The organism is Streptomyces purpurogeneiscleroticus (assembly GCF_020024005.1).
Lineage (GTDB): Bacteria > Actinomycetota > Actinomycetes > Streptomycetales > Streptomycetaceae > Streptomyces > Streptomyces purpurogeneiscleroticus.
In genome coordinates, this window is sequence record NZ_NHSG01000190.1 from 21,720 (window position 1) to 37,988 (window position 16,269).

Below are 16,269 nucleotides of genomic sequence, written 5' to 3' on the forward strand. Positions count from 1 at the left end.
AGGAGGTGCGGACATCATGACGCTGAAGCTCACGGTTTTCGGGGCGACCGGCGGCATCGGTCAGGAGATCGTCAGGCAGGGTCTGGCGGCGGGCCACGAGGTGACGGCCGTGGTCCGCGACCCGGCGCGGCTGACGGTCTCGGGGACGGGCCTGGAGGTGTTCCGCGCGGATCTCGCGGACCCCGAGGCGCTGCGCCCGGCGGTGGCGGGGCGGGACGTGGTGTTCTCCGGGCTGGGCGCGCGCTCCCGTAAGGACGCGGGGACGGCCACCCGGGTGACCGTTCCCGTACTGCGTGCCCTGGAGGCGGCCGAGGTGCGGCGGCTCCTGGTGGTGAGCGCCGCCCCGGTCGGCCCCGTCCCCGAGGGCGAGCCGCTTCTCGACCGCGCCGTACGGGCGCTGATCGGCACGCTCCTGAAGGACATCTACACCGACCTCACCGCCATGGAGGCCGAGCTGGCGCACTCCGCGACGGACTGGACCGCCGTCCGCCCGCCGAAGCTGACCGACGGGCCCATGACCGGCACGTACCGCACGGTCGTCGGCGGCACCCCGCGCAGCGGCCGCACGATCTCGCGCGCCGACGTGGCCCACGCGATGCTGGCGATGGCCGGCGACCCGGCAACGGTGAAGCAGGGCGTGGGCGTGGCCTACTAGGCCACGTGCCGGCCCTACTGGTGCGCGCGGCGCTGCCCCCGGGAGGCCGCGTCGCGGCCGGGCGCCCTCAGAGGGCGACGCCCACCATCACCGGCTCGTTCACCAGCGTCACTCCGAAGGCCGCGCGCACCCCGTCGCGCACCTCACGGGCCAGCGCGAGCAGGTCCTCCGTCGTCGCCGCGCCCCGGTTCGTGAGCGCGAGCGTGTGCTTGGTGGAGATCCGGGCCGGGCCTTCGCCGTACCCCTTGGTGAAGCCGGCCTTGTCGATCACCCAGGCGGCTGACGTCTTCGTACGCCCGTCCCCCGTGGGGAAGGCGGGCGGCATGACATCGGCGCCGAGCCGCTCGTGCACCCGGTCGATGAACTCCCGGTACTCCTCGGCCGTGAGGATGGGATTGGTGAAGAAGGACCCCGCCGACCAGGTGTCGTGGTCCTCCGGGTCCAGGACCATGCCCTTGCCGGCGCGCAGCTTGAGCACCGTCTCGCGGGCGGTCGCCGCGGGCACCCGGTCCCCGGCCTCGACGCCCAGCACGCGGGCCGTCTCGGGGTACTTGATCGGCGCGGACAGCCCGCCCGCGTCCTCCAGGGCGAAGCGGACGCGCAGCACGACGTACCGGTCGGGGTGCTCCTTGAAGCGGCTGTGCCGGTACGAGAAGTCGCACTCGGCGTTCGTCAGCGTCACCGTCTCGTCCGCCTGGCGATCGAAAGCGATCACTTCGGTGATGGTCGCCGACACTTCCTGGCCGTACGCGCCCACGTTCTGGATCGGCGTGGCGCCCGCGGAGCCGGGGATCCCGGCCAGGCACTCGACGCCCGCCAGGCCCGCCTCGACCGTACGGGCCACGGCCTCGGACCAGTTCTCGCCGGCCGCCAGGGTCAGCGCCGTGCCGTCCCGGTCGAAGCCGCGGGTCGCGATGCGCAGCGCGGTGCCCTCGAAGCCCTTGTCGCCGATGACGAGGTTGGAGCCGCCACCGATGATCAGCAGCGGCGTGCCGCTCGCGTCGGCCGCGCGGACGGCGGCGATCACCTCGTCGTCGGTCGTGGCCGTGACGAGCCGCGCGGCGTTCCCGCCGAGCCGAAAGGTGGTCAGGGGGGCGAGGGGGGCGTCGTGAAGTTCCTGCACGCCCCCAGAGTACGGGGCCACCCCCGGCACCGGCCGGGAGCGGCCCCTTGCGTAGCGAGCGCCTCAGGCGAGCCGAACCACGGCCCGAGACATTCCCAGCACCTTCTGCCCGGCACTCACGGCCGTAAGGTCGACCCGCACCGTCCGCGCGTCATCGTCCAGCTTCGCCGCGACCTTGCCCGAGACCTCGATCACCGCGCCCTGGTCATCGTTCGGCACGACCACCGGCTTGGTGAAGCGCACGCCGTACTCGGCCACCGCCGCCGGGTCGCCGACCCAGTCCGTCACCACACGGGCCGCCTCGGCCATCGTGAACATGCCGTGCGCGATGACGTCCGGGAGGCCCACCTCCTTGGCGAACTTCTCGTTCCAGTGGATCGGGTTGAAGTCGCCGGAGGCGCCCGCGTACTGGACGAGAGTGGCGCGTGTCACGGGGAACGACTGTGCGGGCAGCTCCGTGCCGACCTCGACGTCGTCGTAAGAGATCTTCGCCGTCATCGCCCTCATGCCTCCTCGTCGGCCGCGCGGGCCACCAGCTTGATGACCGTGGTCACCACGTGCTCACCGGCCTCGTCGTGCACCTCACCCCGGACGTCGAGGATGTCGTTGCCCGCGAGGGACTTGATCGACTCGATGGTGGAGGTCACGGTCAGCCGGTCGCCGGCGCGGACCGGACGGGTGTAGACGAACTTCTGGTCGCCGTGCACCACCCGGCTGTAGTCCAGCCCCAGCTGCGGGTCGTGGACCACCTGGCCCGCGGCCTTGAAGGTGATCGCGAAGACAAAAGTCGGCGGGGCGATCACATCGGGGTGACCGAGCGCCTTGGCGGCTTCGGTGTCCGTGTACACCGGGTTCTCGTCACCGATCGCCTCGGCGAATTCCCGGATCTTCTCGCGGCCCACTTCATAGGGATCGGTGGGCGGGTAGGTCCGTCCGACAAAGGACTGGTCGAGCGCCATGGCTCGCAACCTCCAGGGGTGTCCAGCGGGCTCCAACGCTACGAGGCCGCCCCCGAATGTGGGGGCGGCCTCGTAGTAACTGCTTATCTGAGCAGTGCCTTTGTTGTTATCGCGTCTCGCGGTGCGCGGTGTGCGAGTTGCAACGGGGGCAGTGCTTCTTCATCTCAAGACGGTCCGGGTCGTTGCGCCGGTTCTTCTTGGTGATGTAGTTCCGCTCCTTGCACTCCACGCAGGCCAGCGTGATCTTCGGGCGGACGTCGGTGGCAGCCACGTGAGTGCTCCTTGACGAACAAGTTGGACGGATTAACGCATGAATAGTAGCCGATCGGAGGACCGACCCCACAATCGGCTACTGTATGTAGCGGTGACCGGACTTGAACCGGTGACACAGCGATTATGAGCCGCTTGCTCTACCGACTGAGCTACACCGCTGTGATGCGAGCGGGACCCGCCCGAAGACGGGTACCTCACACACCAGAGCCCCAATACGGAATCGAACCGTAGACCTTCTCCTTACCATGGAGACGCTCTGCCGACTGAGCTATTGGGGCGAGCGATGAAGACATTACACGGCCGACAGCCAAACGTGAAATCCGTATCGGCCCGTCGCCACAACTGCCACGTACACCACACCGGTACGACTATTCCGCGCCTGCTCGAAGGCGCCCGTACCGCGCCCTAGGCTCGGACCACGCTGCGTGATCTTGCACCCCCTAGGAGCGCGATGGCCGACAGCAGTCAGCAGCCGAAGCCGGGGCAGCCGCACGGGGCCGGCCGGTCCGAGCGGGCCGACGCGGGCTCCCTGGTGCTGTGCGGTGCCCGGCTGGCCGACGGCCGGACGGTGGACGTACGGCTCGGCGGCGGGCACATCGAGGCGGTCGGCACGACCGGCAGCCTCGACACCCAAGGGCCCCGTATCGACCTGCACGGCTACCTGCTGCTGCCGGCCCCCGCCGAACCGCACGCGCACTGCGACACGGCCCTGACCGCCGACTGCCGCGGCCCCGCCTCGGACGACCCGGACGACGTGCAGCGCCGCACTACGGAGTCGGCGCTGCTCCACCTCGGACACGGAGCGACGGCGCTGCGGACGCACGTACGGATCGGGGACGTCTCCGGGCTGCGCTCCCTGGGGGCCGTACTGCAGGCCCGGCGGACCCTGCACGGACTCGCCGACCTCGCCGCGGTGGCCGTGCCGCGGCTGCTGACCGGCGCGGCGGGCGCGGACGCGCGGGCGATGCTGCGGGACGCCGTGAAGATGGGCGCCACGGTGCTCGGCGGCTGCCCCGACCTGGACCCCGACCCGGCGGGCTATGCGGAAACGGTCCTGGAGCTGGCCGCCGAGTTCGGCTGCCCGGTCGATCTGCACACCGACGGGGACGATCCGGCCCGGCTGGGCCGGCTGGCAGCGATGGCCGGCGGGCTGCGGCCCGGCGTGGCCATCGGGCCGTGCGCGGGGCTGGCCCGCATGCCGTGGCGGGTCGCCGCGCGCGCCGCGGAGCAGCTGGCGGCGGCCGGGGTCACGGTCGTCTGCCTGCCGCAGGGCGACTGTGCGGGCCTGGAACGGCCGTCCTCGCAGGTGACGGGCCCGGCGCCAGTGCGGCTGCTGCGGGCGGCCGGCGTACGCGTCACGGCGGGCAGCGGCGCGCTCCGGGACGCGGCGAATCCGGTCGGCCGGGGCGATCCGCTGGAGGCCGCCTATCTGCTGGCGGCGCGCGGCGAGGCGAGCCCGGAGGGCGCGTACGACGCGGTGAGCGCGGCGGCGCGGGAGACGCTGGGCCTCCCGGAGGTCCGCGTGGAGGCGGGCTTCCCTGCCGAGCTGCTGGCCGTGCGCGGCGACAGCATCGCGGCCGCGCTGTCCCTGGCGTACAGCCGGATCGTGGTCCACCGGGGGCGGGTGGTGGCCCGTACGAGCGCGGTCCGCGAGTACTGCGACTCCGAGGCGACGGTGGCGCTGGAGCTGCCGCGGCAGTCGCAGCGCTGAGGGCCCCGGCTTTTTCGAACGCGCTCCGGGTGCGGGCTTTTCGGCCGCCCTACGGGGGCGCGCTGTGCGCCGGATGGCGTGGAACGCCCACCCCCGGCGGCGTGTGCGGAGCTTCGGCGCCCGGCCCGCGGCGCGCGGGCGTACGGTCGGGATCATGCGCATTGTCATCGCAGGAGGACATGGTCAGATCGCGCTGCGGCTGGAGCGGCTGCTCCACGCGCGCGGGGACGAGGTCGCGGGCATCGTCCGGCGGCCCGAGCAGGCCGGGGATCTCCTGGCCGCCGGCGCCGAACCGGTCGTGTGCGACCTGGAGTCGGCCACGGTCGAGGAGGTCGAGCGGCATCTGGAAGGCGCGGACGCGGCGGTCTTCGCCGCGGGCGCGGGCCCCGGCAGCGGCGCCGAACGGAAGGAGACCGTCGACCGGGGCGCCGCCACGCTCTTCGCCGACGCCGCCGAGGCCGCGGGCGTACGGCGGTTCCTGGTGATCTCCGCCATGGGAGCGGACCGCGAACCGCCGGAGGGCACGGACCCGGTGTTCGCCGCCTATCTGCGCGCCAAGGGCGCGGCGGACGCGGACGTACGGGCCAGGGCGGGCCTGGACTGGACGATCCTGCGCCCGGGGCGGCTGACGAACGACCCCGGCACGGGGCAGGTACGGCTGGAGGAGTCGACCGGCCGCGGCGACGTCACCCGGGACGACGTGGCGGCGGTACTGGTGGCCCTGCTGGACGAGCCCAAGACGGCCGGCCGGACGCTGGAGCTGATCGGCGGCGAGGTACCGGTCGAGGACGCGGTACGGAACGCGGCGAGCGGCTGAGCACGCGAGCAACCGCACAGCAAACACGCAAAGGCCCCCACTTCCGTGGGGGCCTTTCGCTCTCCTGTGGCGGCGCCAGGATTCGAACCTGGGAAGGCTGAGCCGGCAGATTTACAGTCTGCTCCCTTTGGCCGCTCGGGCACACCGCCTGGGATTGCTGCCTTGGCGCCCCGCTTTGCGGCGGTGCTCCGTGGCAACGACGTAAACCATACCCGATGGCAGGGGGTGGTCCGCCACTCGGTTCCGCGCGCCCTGATCATGGCCGGGGCCGTCGGCCGGGTGGCTAGGCTTGCGGGGCGGTCCGGGACGGGCCGTGTCCCTGACGGATCTACGTACGAGGAGCCAACTCAACATGGCCGACTCCAGTTTCGACATCGTCTCGAAGGTCGAGCGGCAGGAGGTCGACAACGCCCTCAACCAGGCCGCCAAGGAGATCTCGCAGCGGTACGACTTCAAGGGCGTCGACGCCTCGATCGCCTGGTCCGGCGAGAAGATCGAGATGCGCGCCAACGCCGAGGAGCGCGTGAAGGCCGTCCTCGACATCTTCCAGTCCAAGCTGGTCAAGCGCGGGATCTCGCTGAAGGCGCTGGACGCGGGCGAGCCGCAGCCCTCCGGCAAGGAGTACAAAATCTTCGCCTCGCTCCAGGAGGGCATCTCCCAGGAGAACGCGAAGAAGGTCGCCAAGATCATCCGCGATGAGGGCCCCAAGGGCGTCAAGGCGCAGGTGCAGGGCGACGAGCTGCGCGTCTCCTCCAAGAGCCGCGACGACCTGCAGGCCGTCCAGCAGCTCCTGAAGGGCAAGGACCTGGACTTCGCCCTCCAGTTCGTGAACTACCGGTAGGCGCTGCGCCTACGGGGCGACGGACACACCGGACGGGGCGGCACGCGCACGGCGCGCCGCCCCGTCGGCGTCTTCGCGTGCGGACGGAGCCGCCCCGGCGGGCGCTGTTTTCAGCGCGCCGCGAACGGCTGGTCCGTACGGACGATGTCGCGGCCCAGCGGGAGCAGCGACACCGGGATCAGCTTGAAGTTCGCGATGCCGAAGGGGATGCCGATGATCGTGACGCACAGGGCGATGCCCGTGACGATGTGCCCGAGCGCCAGCCACCAGCCCGCGAGCACCAGCCAGATGCCGTTGCCCAGGCAGGACGCGGCCCCCGCGTCGCGCCGCTCGACGGTGGTGTAGCCGAACGGCCAGAGGGCGTACACGCCGATCCTGAAGGATGCGATGCCCCAGGGAATCGTGATGATCAGGATGCACATGATCACGCCGGCCAGGGCGTAGCCGAGGAACAGCCAGAAGCCGGACAGCACGAGCCAGATGATGTTCAGGATGGTTTTCACGGTTTGTACCCTGCCAGTTCCTCCAGGCGGCTGATGCGCTCCCGCATCGGCGGGTGGGTCGAGAAGAGCTTGGCAAGACCCTCACCGGCCCGGAACGGATTCGCGATCATCATGTGGCTCGCCGTCTCCAGGCGCGGCTCCGGGGGCAGCGGGAGCTGCTGTGTGCCGTACTCGAGCTTCCGCAGGGCCGAGGCGAGGGCCAGCGGGTCGCCCGTGAGCCGGGCGCCGGAGGCGTCCGCCTCGTACTCCCGGGAGCGGCTGACGGCGAGCTGGATGAGGGACGCGGCGACCGGCCCGAGGATCATGATCAGCAGCATGCCGAACAGCCCTGGCCCCTCGTCGTCGTCCGATCTGCCGATGGGGATCAGCCAGGCGAAGTTCACCAGGAACATCACCACGGAGGCGAGCGCGCCCGCGACGGAGGAGATCAGGATGTCGCGGTTGTAGACATGGCTGAGCTCGTGCCCGATCACGCCGCGCAGCTCGCGCTCGTCCAGCAGCTGGAGGATGCCCTCGGTGCAGCAGACCGCGGCATTGCGCGGATTCCGGCCGGTGGCGAAGGCATTCGGGGCCTGGGTCGGCGAGATGTACAGGCGGGGCATGGGCTGGCGCGCTGCTGTGGAGAGCTCGCGGACCATGCGGTAGAGCTGGGGCGCCTGGAACTCGCTGACGGGGCGGGCCCGCATGGCGCGCAGGGCGAGCTTGTCGCTGTTCCAGTACGCGTACGCGTTGGTACCCAGCGCGACGAGGACCGCGATGAACAGGCCCGTACGGCCGAACAGGCTGCCGATGACGATGATGAGCGCGGACAGCCCCCCGAGGAGTACTGCGGTCCTGAGCCCGTTGTGCCGGCGGTGCACGGTACGCCCTCCAGGTCGTGCGGCAGGGGAACCCTTTGCGATTACGTGTCCACTTTTCAGTGGACCCTCCGTTTCTGGTCAACGCCAGACGGCGGAGCGTGGTTCCCTCGCCCCCTGGAGGGGGGCATTCGTCCGTTCGGGTGGGGCGGCTCCGAGCTGCTAGAGCAGCGCGCCCGAGGCGAAGCGCAGGACGAGCTGCGGGGCGCCGGAGAGCACGATGCCGGCGAGCGCGGTGAGGCCGACGGCGGTGGCGAGCGGGGCCGGGATGCGCGGCCGGACGGGCCGGGCCTCGCCCTCGGGGGCGCCTTCCGGTGCGCCTTCAGGTGCGCGGAAGAGGACCGCCGTCCACTGCAGGTAGTAGTAGAGCGCGATCACGACGTTGACGGCCATCACGACGGCCAGCCAGGCCAGGCCCGCGTCCACGGCCGCGGAGAAGACCGTGACCTTGGCGAACAGCCCGATGATGCCCGGCGGCAGGCCGGCCAGGCACAGCAGGAAGAAGCCGAGGGCCAGCGCGTATACGGGGTGCGCGGCGTAGAGACCCCGGTAGTCGGCGATGCGGTTCGCCGGGTGCGTGCGGGCCACGAGGGCGGCCACCGCGAAGGCCCCGAGGTTCACCGCCGCGTACATGAGGGCGTACGCCACCGTCGACCCGATGGCGTGTGCGGCGTCGTCGGCGTACGCGGCGGACGCGATCGGCACCAGGAGGTACCCGGCCTGGCCGACGGAGGACCAGGCCAGCAGGCGTACGGCGCTGTGCGCACGGTCGGGGCGCTGGCGCAGCGCGGCGACGTTGCCGACCGTCATGGTGAGCGCGGCCAGTACGGCGAGGACCGGGCCCCAGACATCGCTGTACGAGGGGAACGCCTTCACGGCGACGACGATCAGGCCGGAGAAGCCGACGGCCTTGCCGACCACGGAGAGGTACGCGGCCACCGGGAGCGGCGCGCCCACATACGTGTCGGGCACCCAGAAGTGGAACGGCGCGGCGGCCGTCTTGAAGGCGAAGCCCACGAGGGTGAGCGCGACGCCGGCCTTGGCCAGCACGTCCAGCTGCGGGTCCGGCCGGGTGAGGGCCTCGGCCACCTGGGCGAGGTGCATGCTGCCGGTGGCGGCGTACACGAAGCTGACGCCGAGCAGCATCACGGCGGTCGCGGTGACCGAGGAGAGGAAGAACTTCAGCGCCGCCTCGGAGGAGAGCCGGTCGCCGCGCCTGATGCCCACGAGGGCGAACGCGGGCAGCGAGGCCACTTCGAGGGCGATGACCAGCGTGGCGAGGTCCCGGGAGGCCGGCAGCAGAGCGGCACCGGCCGCCGAGGACAGCAGCAGGAACCAGAACTCCCCGCCGGGCAGCTTCTCGTCCTTGATCGGATTGACCGACAGCAGGGCGGTGAGCAGCGCGCCACCGAGGACGAGCAGCTGGACGACGAGCGCGAAGTGGTCGGCCTCGTAGCTGCACACCTCGGGGCGCGCGGTGAGGCAGAAGGTGGTGCGGTCGCCCTTCAGGAGCGGCAGCAGCGACAGGCCGGCCAGGAGCAGGCCCAGGACGCTGATCCACCCGAGGAGCGGCTTGCGGCGCTCGGAGAGGAAGAGATCGACGACGAGGACGATCAGGCCGAAGACGGCGGCGAGGGTGGGCGGGGCGATGGCGAGCCAGTCCACGGACTGGACGAGGCTCGTGCCGCCGCCCGCCGCGTGCGCGGCGGTCCCGCCGGCCGCTGCGCTCCCGGCGCTCGCTGCGAGGACAGTCATCATCAGCTTCCGCCTCCGAGGAGGTTCTGCACGGCCGGGTCGCTGAGGCCCAGCAGGGCCGCGGGCCAGAGACCGGCGAGGACGGTGAGGGCGGCCAGCGGGGTCCAGGCCACGTACTCGTAGGGGGCGATGTCGGGGATGGCGGGGGCCTTCTCCTTGACCGCGGTGGGAGCCGTCGCCGCGGTGGTCGCGGTGGCCGGACCCGGGGTGACCCCGGCGGTCGCGCCCTCCTCGGGGGCGGCGGCCAGCGCTTCCTGCTCGGCGGTCTCCTTGCTGCCCATGCAGACCCGGCGGACGACGACGAGGAGGTACGCGGCGGTCAGCAGGGTGCCGAGACCCGCCAGCGCCATGAACGTCAGGAAGGCGGGGCGGCTGAGGCCCTCGGCGGGCTTGAAGGCGCCGAACATCGCGAGCATCTCGCCCCAGAAGCCGGCCAGTCCGGGCAGGCCGAGCGAGGCGATCGCCCCGAAGGCGAGCAGGCCGCCGAAGCGGGGGGCGCGTCCGTAGAGCGCGGCGCCCGTCCGGCCGGCGAGCCGGTCCAGGTCGGTGGTCCCGTACCGGTCCTTGAGCGCGCCGACCAGGAAGAAGAGCAGGCCGGTGATGAGGCCGTGGGCGATGTTGGCGAAGAGCGCGCCGTTGATGCCGGTGGGTGTCATGGAGGCGATGCCGAGCAGCACGAAGCCCATGTGGCCGACCGAGCTGTACGCGATCAGGCGCTTGAGGTCGCCCTTGGCGCCGCGGCGGGCGAGCGCGAGGCAGGCGAGCGAGCCGTAGACGATTCCCACCGCGGCGAAGGCGGCGAGGTACGGCGCGAAGGTGTGCATGCCGTCCGGCGCGATGGGCAGCGCGATGCGTACGAAGCCGTACGTGCCCATCTTCAGCAGTACGCCGGCCAGCAGGACCGAGCCGACGGTGGGGGCCGCGGTGTGGGCGTCGGGCAGCCAGCTGTGCAGCGGCCACATCGGCGCCTTGACCGCCAGGCCGACGCCGATCGCGAGCACCGCCACGAGCTGAACCGTGTGGCTGAGCTGGGACTTCGGGCCGTTGTCAGTGGCGAGTGCCACCATGTCGAAAGTGCCGGACTTCAGGCCGATGAGGAGGAGGCCCAGCAGCATCACGACGGAGCCGAGCAGCGTGTAGAGGATGAACTTCCAAGCGGCGTACTGCCTGTTCTCGCCGCCCCAGCGGTTGATCAGGAAGTACATCGGGATGAGGACCATCTCGAAGGCGAGGAAGAAGAGCATCAGGTCGAGGACGGCGAAGGTGGCGAGGGTGCCGGACTCGAGCACGAGGATCAGCGCGACAAATGCCTTGGGAGACGGGCCCGCCGGCATTTTGAAGTACGAGTACAGCGCGCAGAGGAAGGTCAGCAGCGCGGTCAGGACCAGGAGGGGGAGCGAGATGCCGTCGATGCCGAGGTGGATACGGATGCCCAGCGCCGGGATCCAGCTGATATCCGTCTGAGCCTGCATCCGGGCGGGGTCGCCGTGGTCGAAGCCGGCCGTGAGCGCGATGGACGCGGCCAGCACGACGCCGGTGACGGTCACGCCGTGCCGGAGCACGGCCTGGTCCGGGTTACGGCCCCTCAGGCCGGGCGGAGCCGGGAGCAGCGCCGCGAGCGCGCCGATCAGCGGGAGTACGACGACTCCCGCGAGAAGGATCTGCATGGCGTGGTGACTCATGATCAGGCTCCCGTGCCCGTAGCGACGAGGACGGCGGCGACGGCCAGCACGAGTGAGCCCGCGAGCAGCGCGCCGAGGTAGGTCTGCACGTTGCCGGTCTGGGCCCGGCGGACGGCCGTGCCCAGCCAGCGGGCTCCGGTGCCGGCGCCGTTCACGTAGGTGTCGACGACCTCGCGGTCGAGGAAGCGGACGAGCCGGGCGGCGGCGCGTACGGGCCGGACGAAGAGCGCGGTGTAGGCGGCGTCGAGGTGAAAGCCGCAGGTCGCGGGGGCGTGCAGCGGGCCGAGCAGGAGACGGCCGGGGTCGGCCGGGTCCGGGGCTCCGGCGTTGTCGCCGTAGGCCGCGGCGTGCGTGGCGATGGCCTCCTCCTCGGAGACCGCGGGGGCCGCGTCCGGGTCCACCGCGACGGCGCCGATCGGCCGGCGGGCGGCCACGGCAGTCGTATGGCGCCAGGCGCCGTACATGATCAGCGCGCCGGCCAGTGCGAGGCCGGTGCCGAGGACGGAGGTGACCAGGGTCGGCGTCAGTGCGTTGCCGTCGAACCAGTCCGGGAGGACGGGCGCGGCGATGCCGAACGCGGCGGTGGGGATGAACAGCACCCACAGCACGGCGTTCATCGCGAGCGGCTGCTTCCCGTGGTCGGGGGCCTCCTGCGGGCCGCGGCCGAAGAAGGCGAGCAGCCACAGGCGGGTCGCGTAGGCGGCCGTGAGGAGGGCGGTGAGCAGACCGGCGATCAGTACGGTCCAGCCGGCGGCGGTCGGTACGGAGCCGAGGGCGAGGTGGGCCTCGCCGACGGCGGCGTGCTCGGCGGCGCCGAGGACGGCTTCCTTGGAGAAGAAGCCGGCGAACGGCGGGATCGCGGCGAGCGCGAGCAGCGCCACGGTCACCGTCCAGAAGGCGTCGGGGATGCGCTTGGACAGGCCGCGCATCCGCGACATGGCGGCGAGCGAGTTGGTGCCGGCGGCGTGGATGATCACGCCGGCGCCGAGGAAGAGCAGCGCCTTGAAGGCGCCGTGCGAGAGGAGGTGGAAGACGGCCGCGCCGCGGTCGCCGACGGCCAGCGCGCCGGTCATGTAACCGAGCTGACCGACCGTGGAGTACGCCAGGACGCGCTTGATGTCGTCCTGGGCGAGGGCCGCGAGCGCCGAGCCGACCATGGTCACGGCGGCCATCACGGCGAGTACGACCAGCGCGGCGGCGGAGGCCGCGAAGACCGGGAGGAGCCGGGCGATGAAGTAGACACCGGCCGCGACCATCGTGGCGGCGTGGATCAGCGCGGAGACCGGCGTCGGGCCGGCCATCGCGTCGGGCAGCCACGTGTGCAGCGGGAACTGCGCGGACTTGCCCGCCACACCGGCGAGCAGGAGCAGCGCGATCAGCGTCGGGTGGTGCAGGTCGCCGCTGGTGACGGCGTTCAGTACGCCGGTGATGCGGAAGGTACCGGCGTCCGCGGCGAGCGCGAAGAGACCGAAGAGGAAGGGGACGTCGCCGAGCTTGGTGACCAGGAATGCCTTGAGGGAGGCGGACCGGGCGGCCTCGGTCTCCCAGTAGTGGCCGACCAGGAAGTACGAGCAGATGCCCATGATCTCCCAGCCGACCAGCAGCACCATCAGGTCGCCGGAGTAGACGACGAGCAGCATCGCGGAGGTGAAGAGGGAGACCAGCGCGGCGTACGAGGAGTAGCGCGGGTCGTCGCGCAGGTAGCCGGTGGAGTAGAGCTGCACGCACGTGGCGACGACGCCGACGAGCACCGCCACCAGGGCGGCGAAGCCGTCGATGTGCAGGGCCAGCTCGATGGGGACCGAGCCGGTCGGGGTCAGCTGCGTCGCGGCGTCGACCGCCGCTCCCCCGCCCTGCCGTGCGGCCACGACGACGGCCAGTACGGCCGCGGCGAGGGTCGGCAGGACGGCGAGCGGCCGTACGAAGCCGGGGGCGCGCCGCCCCAGGAGGAGGCCGAAGGCGGCGCCGAGGAACGGGAGGAGGGGGACGAGGACGGCGGTGGTCGTGGTCGTCACGCGGCGGCCTCCGCCTGCTGGTCGGACTGCGGTCGAGCGTGCTCGTCCGTACCGTCTCCGGCGGGCTGCTCGGCGAGGTCGGTGAGCTTGTCGACGTCGGAGCTGCCGCGGTTGCGGTAGACGAGCAGGACGATCGCGAGGCCGATGCCGATCTCGGCGGCGGCGATGGCGATCGTGAAGAGGGTCAGCGCCTGGCCTGCGTGGAGCGTGTCGCGCAGCCAGACGTCGAAGGCGACGAGGTTGAGGTTGACGGCGTTGAGCATCAGCTCGACGGACATCAGGACCAGGATCGCGTTGCGCCGGGCGAGTACGCCGTAGAGGCCGACGCAGAAGAGGAGGACGGCGAGGACGGCGGGGTAGGCGAGATGCATCAGCGCTGTCCCTCTCGGCGTGCGGAGTCGGGGACGGTGCCCGCGGCGGCGCCCGGTACGGCCTTGCCTGCCGGCGTGTCCTCCCCGTCCTTGCGGGACAGGACGATCGCGCCGACGAGGGCGGCCAGCAGCAGTACGGACAGCGCCTCGAAGGGCAGCACCCAGTGCTGGAAGAGGCTGCGGCCCGAGACCTCGGTGGAGCCCTGGACGGCGCCGTCCAGGTCGATCCAGGACGCGCGGAAGGCATCGACGACGACCCAGACGAGGACCGCGGCGGAGGCCACGGCGACCAGGAGCGCGGCCCAGCGGTTGCCCGAGTCGGCGTCCGGCGAGCGGCCGATGGGCGCCTTGGTCAGCATCAGTCCGAAGAGGAGGAGGACGACCACGGAACCGACATAGATGAGCACCTGCACCCAGGCGATGAACTCCGCGGTGAGCAGGAGGTACTCCACGGCGATCCCGCCGAGGGCGACCACCAGCCACAGCGCGGCGTGCACCAGCTGCTTGGTGGTGACGGTGACCACGGCCGCGCCGAGGGTGACCAGGCCGACGAGGAGGAACGCGATCTCCACGCCGCTGGGCGTCAGGAAGCCGTGGCTTGCGGCGGCGAGCGTCACGCTTCCTCCCCTGCGTCCTTGGCCTGCGGGGCTTCCCCGGCCTGCCCGGTTTCGGCCTGCCGGGCCGCCGCGGCCTCTTCGGCCTCCTTGGCCTGCTGGGCCGCCAGCTTGTCGGCGGCCTTCTGCGCGGCAGCGATCTCCTTGGGCTGCTCCGCGCCCGGGTCGAGCGGGGGCGGCTCCGGCACCGTCCACATCCACTCGCGCAGCTTGTCGCGCTCGTGGGTCAGTTCATGGATGTCCGTCTCGGCGTACTCGAACTCCGGCGACCAGAAGAGGGCATCGAACGGACACACCTCGATGCAGATGCCGCAGTACATGCACAGCGAGAAGTCGATGGCGAAGCGGTCGAGCACGTTACGGCTGCGCTCGCGGCCTCCGGGTGCGGCCGGCGGCACCGTCTCCTTGTGGGAGTCGATGTAGATGCACCAGTCCGGGCACTCACGGGCGCACAGCATGCAGACCGTGCAGTTCTCCTCGAACAGCCCGATGACGCCACGGGTACGGGACGGCAGCTCGGGCTGGACGTCCGGGTACTGCTCGGTGACCGTGCGCTTCGTCATGGTCCGGAGCGTGACGGCCAGGCCCTTGGCGAGGCCGGAACCGGGGATGCCCATTACGAGATCACCACCTTGATGACGCCGGTGAGGGCGATCTGGGCGAGAGCGAGCGGGATGAGGCAGGTCCAGGCGAGCTTCTGCAGCTGGTCCTCGCGGAGCCGCGGGTAGCTGACCCGCAGCCAGATGACGCCGAAGGCCAGTACGGCGGTCTTCAGGAGCATCCAGAGCCAGCCCAGCCCGTCGGCCCCGAAGGGACCGTGCCAGCCGCCCAGGAAGAGGACGGCGGTCAGCGCGCAGAGGACGACGATGCCGGCGTACTCGGCCAGCAGGAAGAGCGCGAAGCGCAGCCCGGTGTACTCGGTGTACGCGCCGAAGATGATCTCCGAGTCGGCCACCGGCATGTCGAACGGCGGCCGCTGGAGCTCCGCGAGCCCGGCCGTGAAGAACACCAGCCCGCCGACGATCTGCCACGGCACCCACCACCACTGGAAGGCGTCGAGGATGCCGGGCAGCGAGAGCGTGCCGGCGGCCATCGCGACGGACGCGGCGGCGAGCAGCATCGGCAGCTCGTACGCCAGCAGCTGCGCGGCCGTACGGAGACCGCCGAGCAGGGAGAACTTGTTCGCCGAGGCCCAGCCCGCCATCAGGGAGCCGAGGACGCCGACGCCCATCACGGCGAGGACGAAGAAGACGCCCGCGTCGAGCGCCTGTCCGACCGCGTTGCCCGGGCCGACCGGGATGGCGATCAGGACGAGCAGGTACGGCAGCAGGGCGACGGCCGGCGCGAGCTGGAAGATCCGCCGGTCGGCGCCCGCCGGGACGATGTCTTCCTTCTGCGCGAACTTCACGCCGTCGGCGACCAGCTGCGCCCAGCCGTGGAAGCCACCGGCGTACATCGGGCCGAGGCGGCCCTGCATGTGCGCCATGACCTTGTGCTCGGTCTGGCCGATGACCAGCGGGAAGACCAGGAAGATCACGAAGACGGCGAGGACGCGGAGGACGATCGCGAGCGTGTCACTCATGCGGTGCCGCCTCCTGTCTCGTCGTCGGTGTGGTCGGTGTCGTCGCTCCGTCCCGGGCCGTCGGCCGGTGCGTCCTTACGGGCGCCGTCCTCGGGCTCGGGGGCGGGCTGCGCCTTCGGAGCGGGCTCGGCCTTCGGGGCGGGCTCCGCCTTCGGGGTCTCGCTCTCGGGGGACGGTTTGTCCCCGGAGCCCTCCGATGACGGCTCGCCGTCGAACGCGGGACGCGCATGGTGCCACGGTGCGTCCGAAGAGCGCGGAGCGGTCCGCGGGGCGGACGCCGCGGTGTCCGGTCCCGTCGGCCCCGTCGTACGGGCCGGGTCCGTAGCCGCCTCCATGGCGGCCTCGGCGGCCTTCGGGGCCTCCGTGTCCTTCGGCGGTTCGACGCCCTTGGACTCGGGCTTCTCGGTGGCCGCGGCGGCCTGCTGGCTCGCGGACCCGGCGCTCACGCTCCGCGTCCGGCGGGCCGGCCGCTCCCCGGCGGCGCCTGCCGCGCCTGCCGCGGCCTCACGGC

The 16,269-nt window shown here is 71.8% G+C and carries 17 protein-coding genes, 3 tRNA genes and 1 pseudogene; 4 read left to right on the forward strand and 17 right to left on the reverse strand.

Annotated elements, in window-relative coordinates:
* Positions 1 to 22: 22 nt before the first annotated feature.
* Positions 23 to 655 (forward strand): NAD(P)-dependent oxidoreductase, encoded by a 633-nt coding sequence (locus CCS38_RS12145; protein ID WP_223733256.1) that lies wholly within the window; start codon positions 23 to 25, stop codon positions 653 to 655.
* A 67-nt stretch (positions 656 to 722) separates the two neighbouring features.
* Here CCS38_RS12145 and CCS38_RS12150 read toward each other — a convergent pair whose 3' ends face one another.
* From CCS38_RS12150 to CCS38_RS12175, 6 genes are all read right to left on the reverse strand, one after another.
* Entirely contained in the window at positions 723 to 1,778 is a 1,056-nt protein-coding gene (locus CCS38_RS12150; RefSeq protein WP_223733242.1) for a UDP-N-acetylmuramate dehydrogenase, read from the reverse strand.
* Between the two features lie 63 nt (positions 1,779 to 1,841).
* Positions 1,842 to 2,276 carry a MaoC family dehydratase gene (locus CCS38_RS12155; protein ID WP_223733243.1) on the reverse strand — a complete coding sequence of 145 codons (435 nt, stop codon included), beginning with the start codon at positions 2,274 to 2,276 and terminating at the stop codon, positions 1,842 to 1,844.
* 5 nt (positions 2,277 to 2,281) lie between these two features.
* On the reverse strand, positions 2,282 to 2,737 hold the full coding sequence (locus CCS38_RS12160; protein ID WP_223733244.1) for a MaoC family dehydratase N-terminal domain-containing protein: 456 nt from the start codon (positions 2,735 to 2,737) through the stop codon (positions 2,282 to 2,284).
* Positions 2,738 to 2,843: 106 nt separating this feature from the next.
* Positions 2,844 to 3,008 carry a 50S ribosomal protein L33 gene (gene rpmG, locus CCS38_RS12165; RefSeq protein ID WP_006604855.1) on the reverse strand — a complete coding sequence of 55 codons (165 nt, stop codon included), beginning with the start codon at positions 3,006 to 3,008 and terminating at the stop codon, positions 2,844 to 2,846.
* An 88-nt stretch (positions 3,009 to 3,096) separates the two neighbouring features.
* A tRNA-Met gene (locus CCS38_RS12170) sits at positions 3,097 to 3,169 on the reverse strand.
* 46 nt (positions 3,170 to 3,215) lie between these two features.
* Positions 3,216 to 3,288 (reverse strand) — tRNA-Thr (locus CCS38_RS12175).
* 173 nt (positions 3,289 to 3,461) lie between these two features.
* On the opposite strand from CCS38_RS12175, the gene CCS38_RS12180 reads away from it, so the two are divergent.
* Positions 3,462 to 4,721 carry an amidohydrolase family protein gene (locus CCS38_RS12180; RefSeq protein ID WP_223733245.1) on the forward strand — a complete coding sequence of 420 codons (1,260 nt, stop codon included), beginning with the start codon at positions 3,462 to 3,464 and terminating at the stop codon, positions 4,719 to 4,721.
* 154 nt (positions 4,722 to 4,875) lie between these two features.
* Entirely contained in the window at positions 4,876 to 5,538 is a 663-nt protein-coding gene (locus CCS38_RS12185) for an NAD(P)H-binding protein (protein ID WP_223733246.1), read from the forward strand.
* 67 nt (positions 5,539 to 5,605) lie between these two features.
* Here the strand turns inward: CCS38_RS12185 and CCS38_RS12190 are convergent.
* Positions 5,606 to 5,687: transfer RNA gene (locus CCS38_RS12190), tRNA-Tyr, on the reverse strand.
* Positions 5,688 to 5,890: 203 nt separating this feature from the next.
* On the opposite strand from CCS38_RS12190, the gene CCS38_RS12195 reads away from it, so the two are divergent.
* On the forward strand, positions 5,891 to 6,379 hold the full coding sequence (locus CCS38_RS12195; RefSeq protein ID WP_030620005.1) for a YajQ family cyclic di-GMP-binding protein: 489 nt from the start codon (positions 5,891 to 5,893) through the stop codon (positions 6,377 to 6,379).
* A gap of 110 nt (positions 6,380 to 6,489) precedes the next feature.
* Here CCS38_RS12195 and CCS38_RS12200 read toward each other — a convergent pair whose 3' ends face one another.
* From CCS38_RS12200 to CCS38_RS12245, 10 genes and pseudogenes are all read right to left on the reverse strand, one after another.
* Positions 6,490 to 6,882, reverse strand: coding sequence for a YccF domain-containing protein (locus tag CCS38_RS12200; RefSeq protein ID WP_030262717.1), 393 nt, complete (start codon positions 6,880 to 6,882; stop codon positions 6,490 to 6,492).
* Entirely contained in the window at positions 6,879 to 7,742 is an 864-nt protein-coding gene (gene htpX, locus CCS38_RS12205; protein ID WP_223733247.1) for a zinc metalloprotease HtpX, read from the reverse strand. The genes CCS38_RS12200 and htpX overlap by 4 nt, the downstream gene beginning before the upstream one ends.
* A 159-nt stretch (positions 7,743 to 7,901) precedes the next feature.
* The gene (locus CCS38_RS12210; RefSeq protein WP_223733257.1) at positions 7,902 to 9,494 is read right to left on the reverse strand and encodes an NADH-quinone oxidoreductase subunit N; all 1,593 of its coding nucleotides are present in this window, start codon (positions 9,492 to 9,494) and stop codon (positions 7,902 to 7,904) included.
* Positions 9,495 to 9,496: 2 nt separating this feature from the next.
* On the reverse strand, positions 9,497 to 11,176 hold the full coding sequence (locus CCS38_RS12215) for a complex I subunit 4 family protein (RefSeq protein WP_223733248.1): 1,680 nt from the start codon (positions 11,174 to 11,176) through the stop codon (positions 9,497 to 9,499).
* Between the two features lie 2 nt (positions 11,177 to 11,178).
* Positions 11,179 to 13,191 carry an NADH-quinone oxidoreductase subunit 5 family protein gene (locus CCS38_RS12220; RefSeq protein WP_223733249.1) on the reverse strand — a complete coding sequence of 671 codons (2,013 nt, stop codon included), beginning with the start codon at positions 13,189 to 13,191 and terminating at the stop codon, positions 11,179 to 11,181.
* A complete protein-coding gene (nuoK, locus tag CCS38_RS12225) occupies positions 13,188 to 13,562 on the reverse strand; it encodes an NADH-quinone oxidoreductase subunit NuoK (RefSeq protein WP_223733250.1) in 375 nt (124 codons plus the stop codon). The genes CCS38_RS12220 and nuoK overlap by 4 nt, the downstream gene beginning before the upstream one ends.
* The gene (locus tag CCS38_RS12230) at positions 13,562 to 14,179 is read right to left on the reverse strand and encodes an NADH-quinone oxidoreductase subunit J family protein (RefSeq protein ID WP_223733251.1); all 618 of its coding nucleotides are present in this window, start codon (positions 14,177 to 14,179) and stop codon (positions 13,562 to 13,564) included. The genes nuoK and CCS38_RS12230 overlap by 1 nt, the downstream gene beginning before the upstream one ends.
* Complete coding sequence (locus tag CCS38_RS12235; RefSeq protein WP_223733252.1) at positions 14,176 to 14,793, reverse strand: NuoI/complex I 23 kDa subunit family protein; 618 nt, start codon at positions 14,791 to 14,793, stop codon at positions 14,176 to 14,178. The genes CCS38_RS12230 and CCS38_RS12235 overlap by 4 nt, the downstream gene beginning before the upstream one ends.
* Entirely contained in the window at positions 14,793 to 15,758 is a 966-nt protein-coding gene (locus CCS38_RS12240) for a complex I subunit 1/NuoH family protein (protein ID WP_223733253.1), read from the reverse strand. The genes CCS38_RS12235 and CCS38_RS12240 overlap by 1 nt, the downstream gene beginning before the upstream one ends.
* Positions 15,755 to 16,269: pseudogene (locus CCS38_RS12245) on the reverse strand (NADH-quinone oxidoreductase subunit C); the annotation flags it as partial. The pseudogene CCS38_RS12245 and the gene CCS38_RS12240, both read right to left, overlap by 4 nt.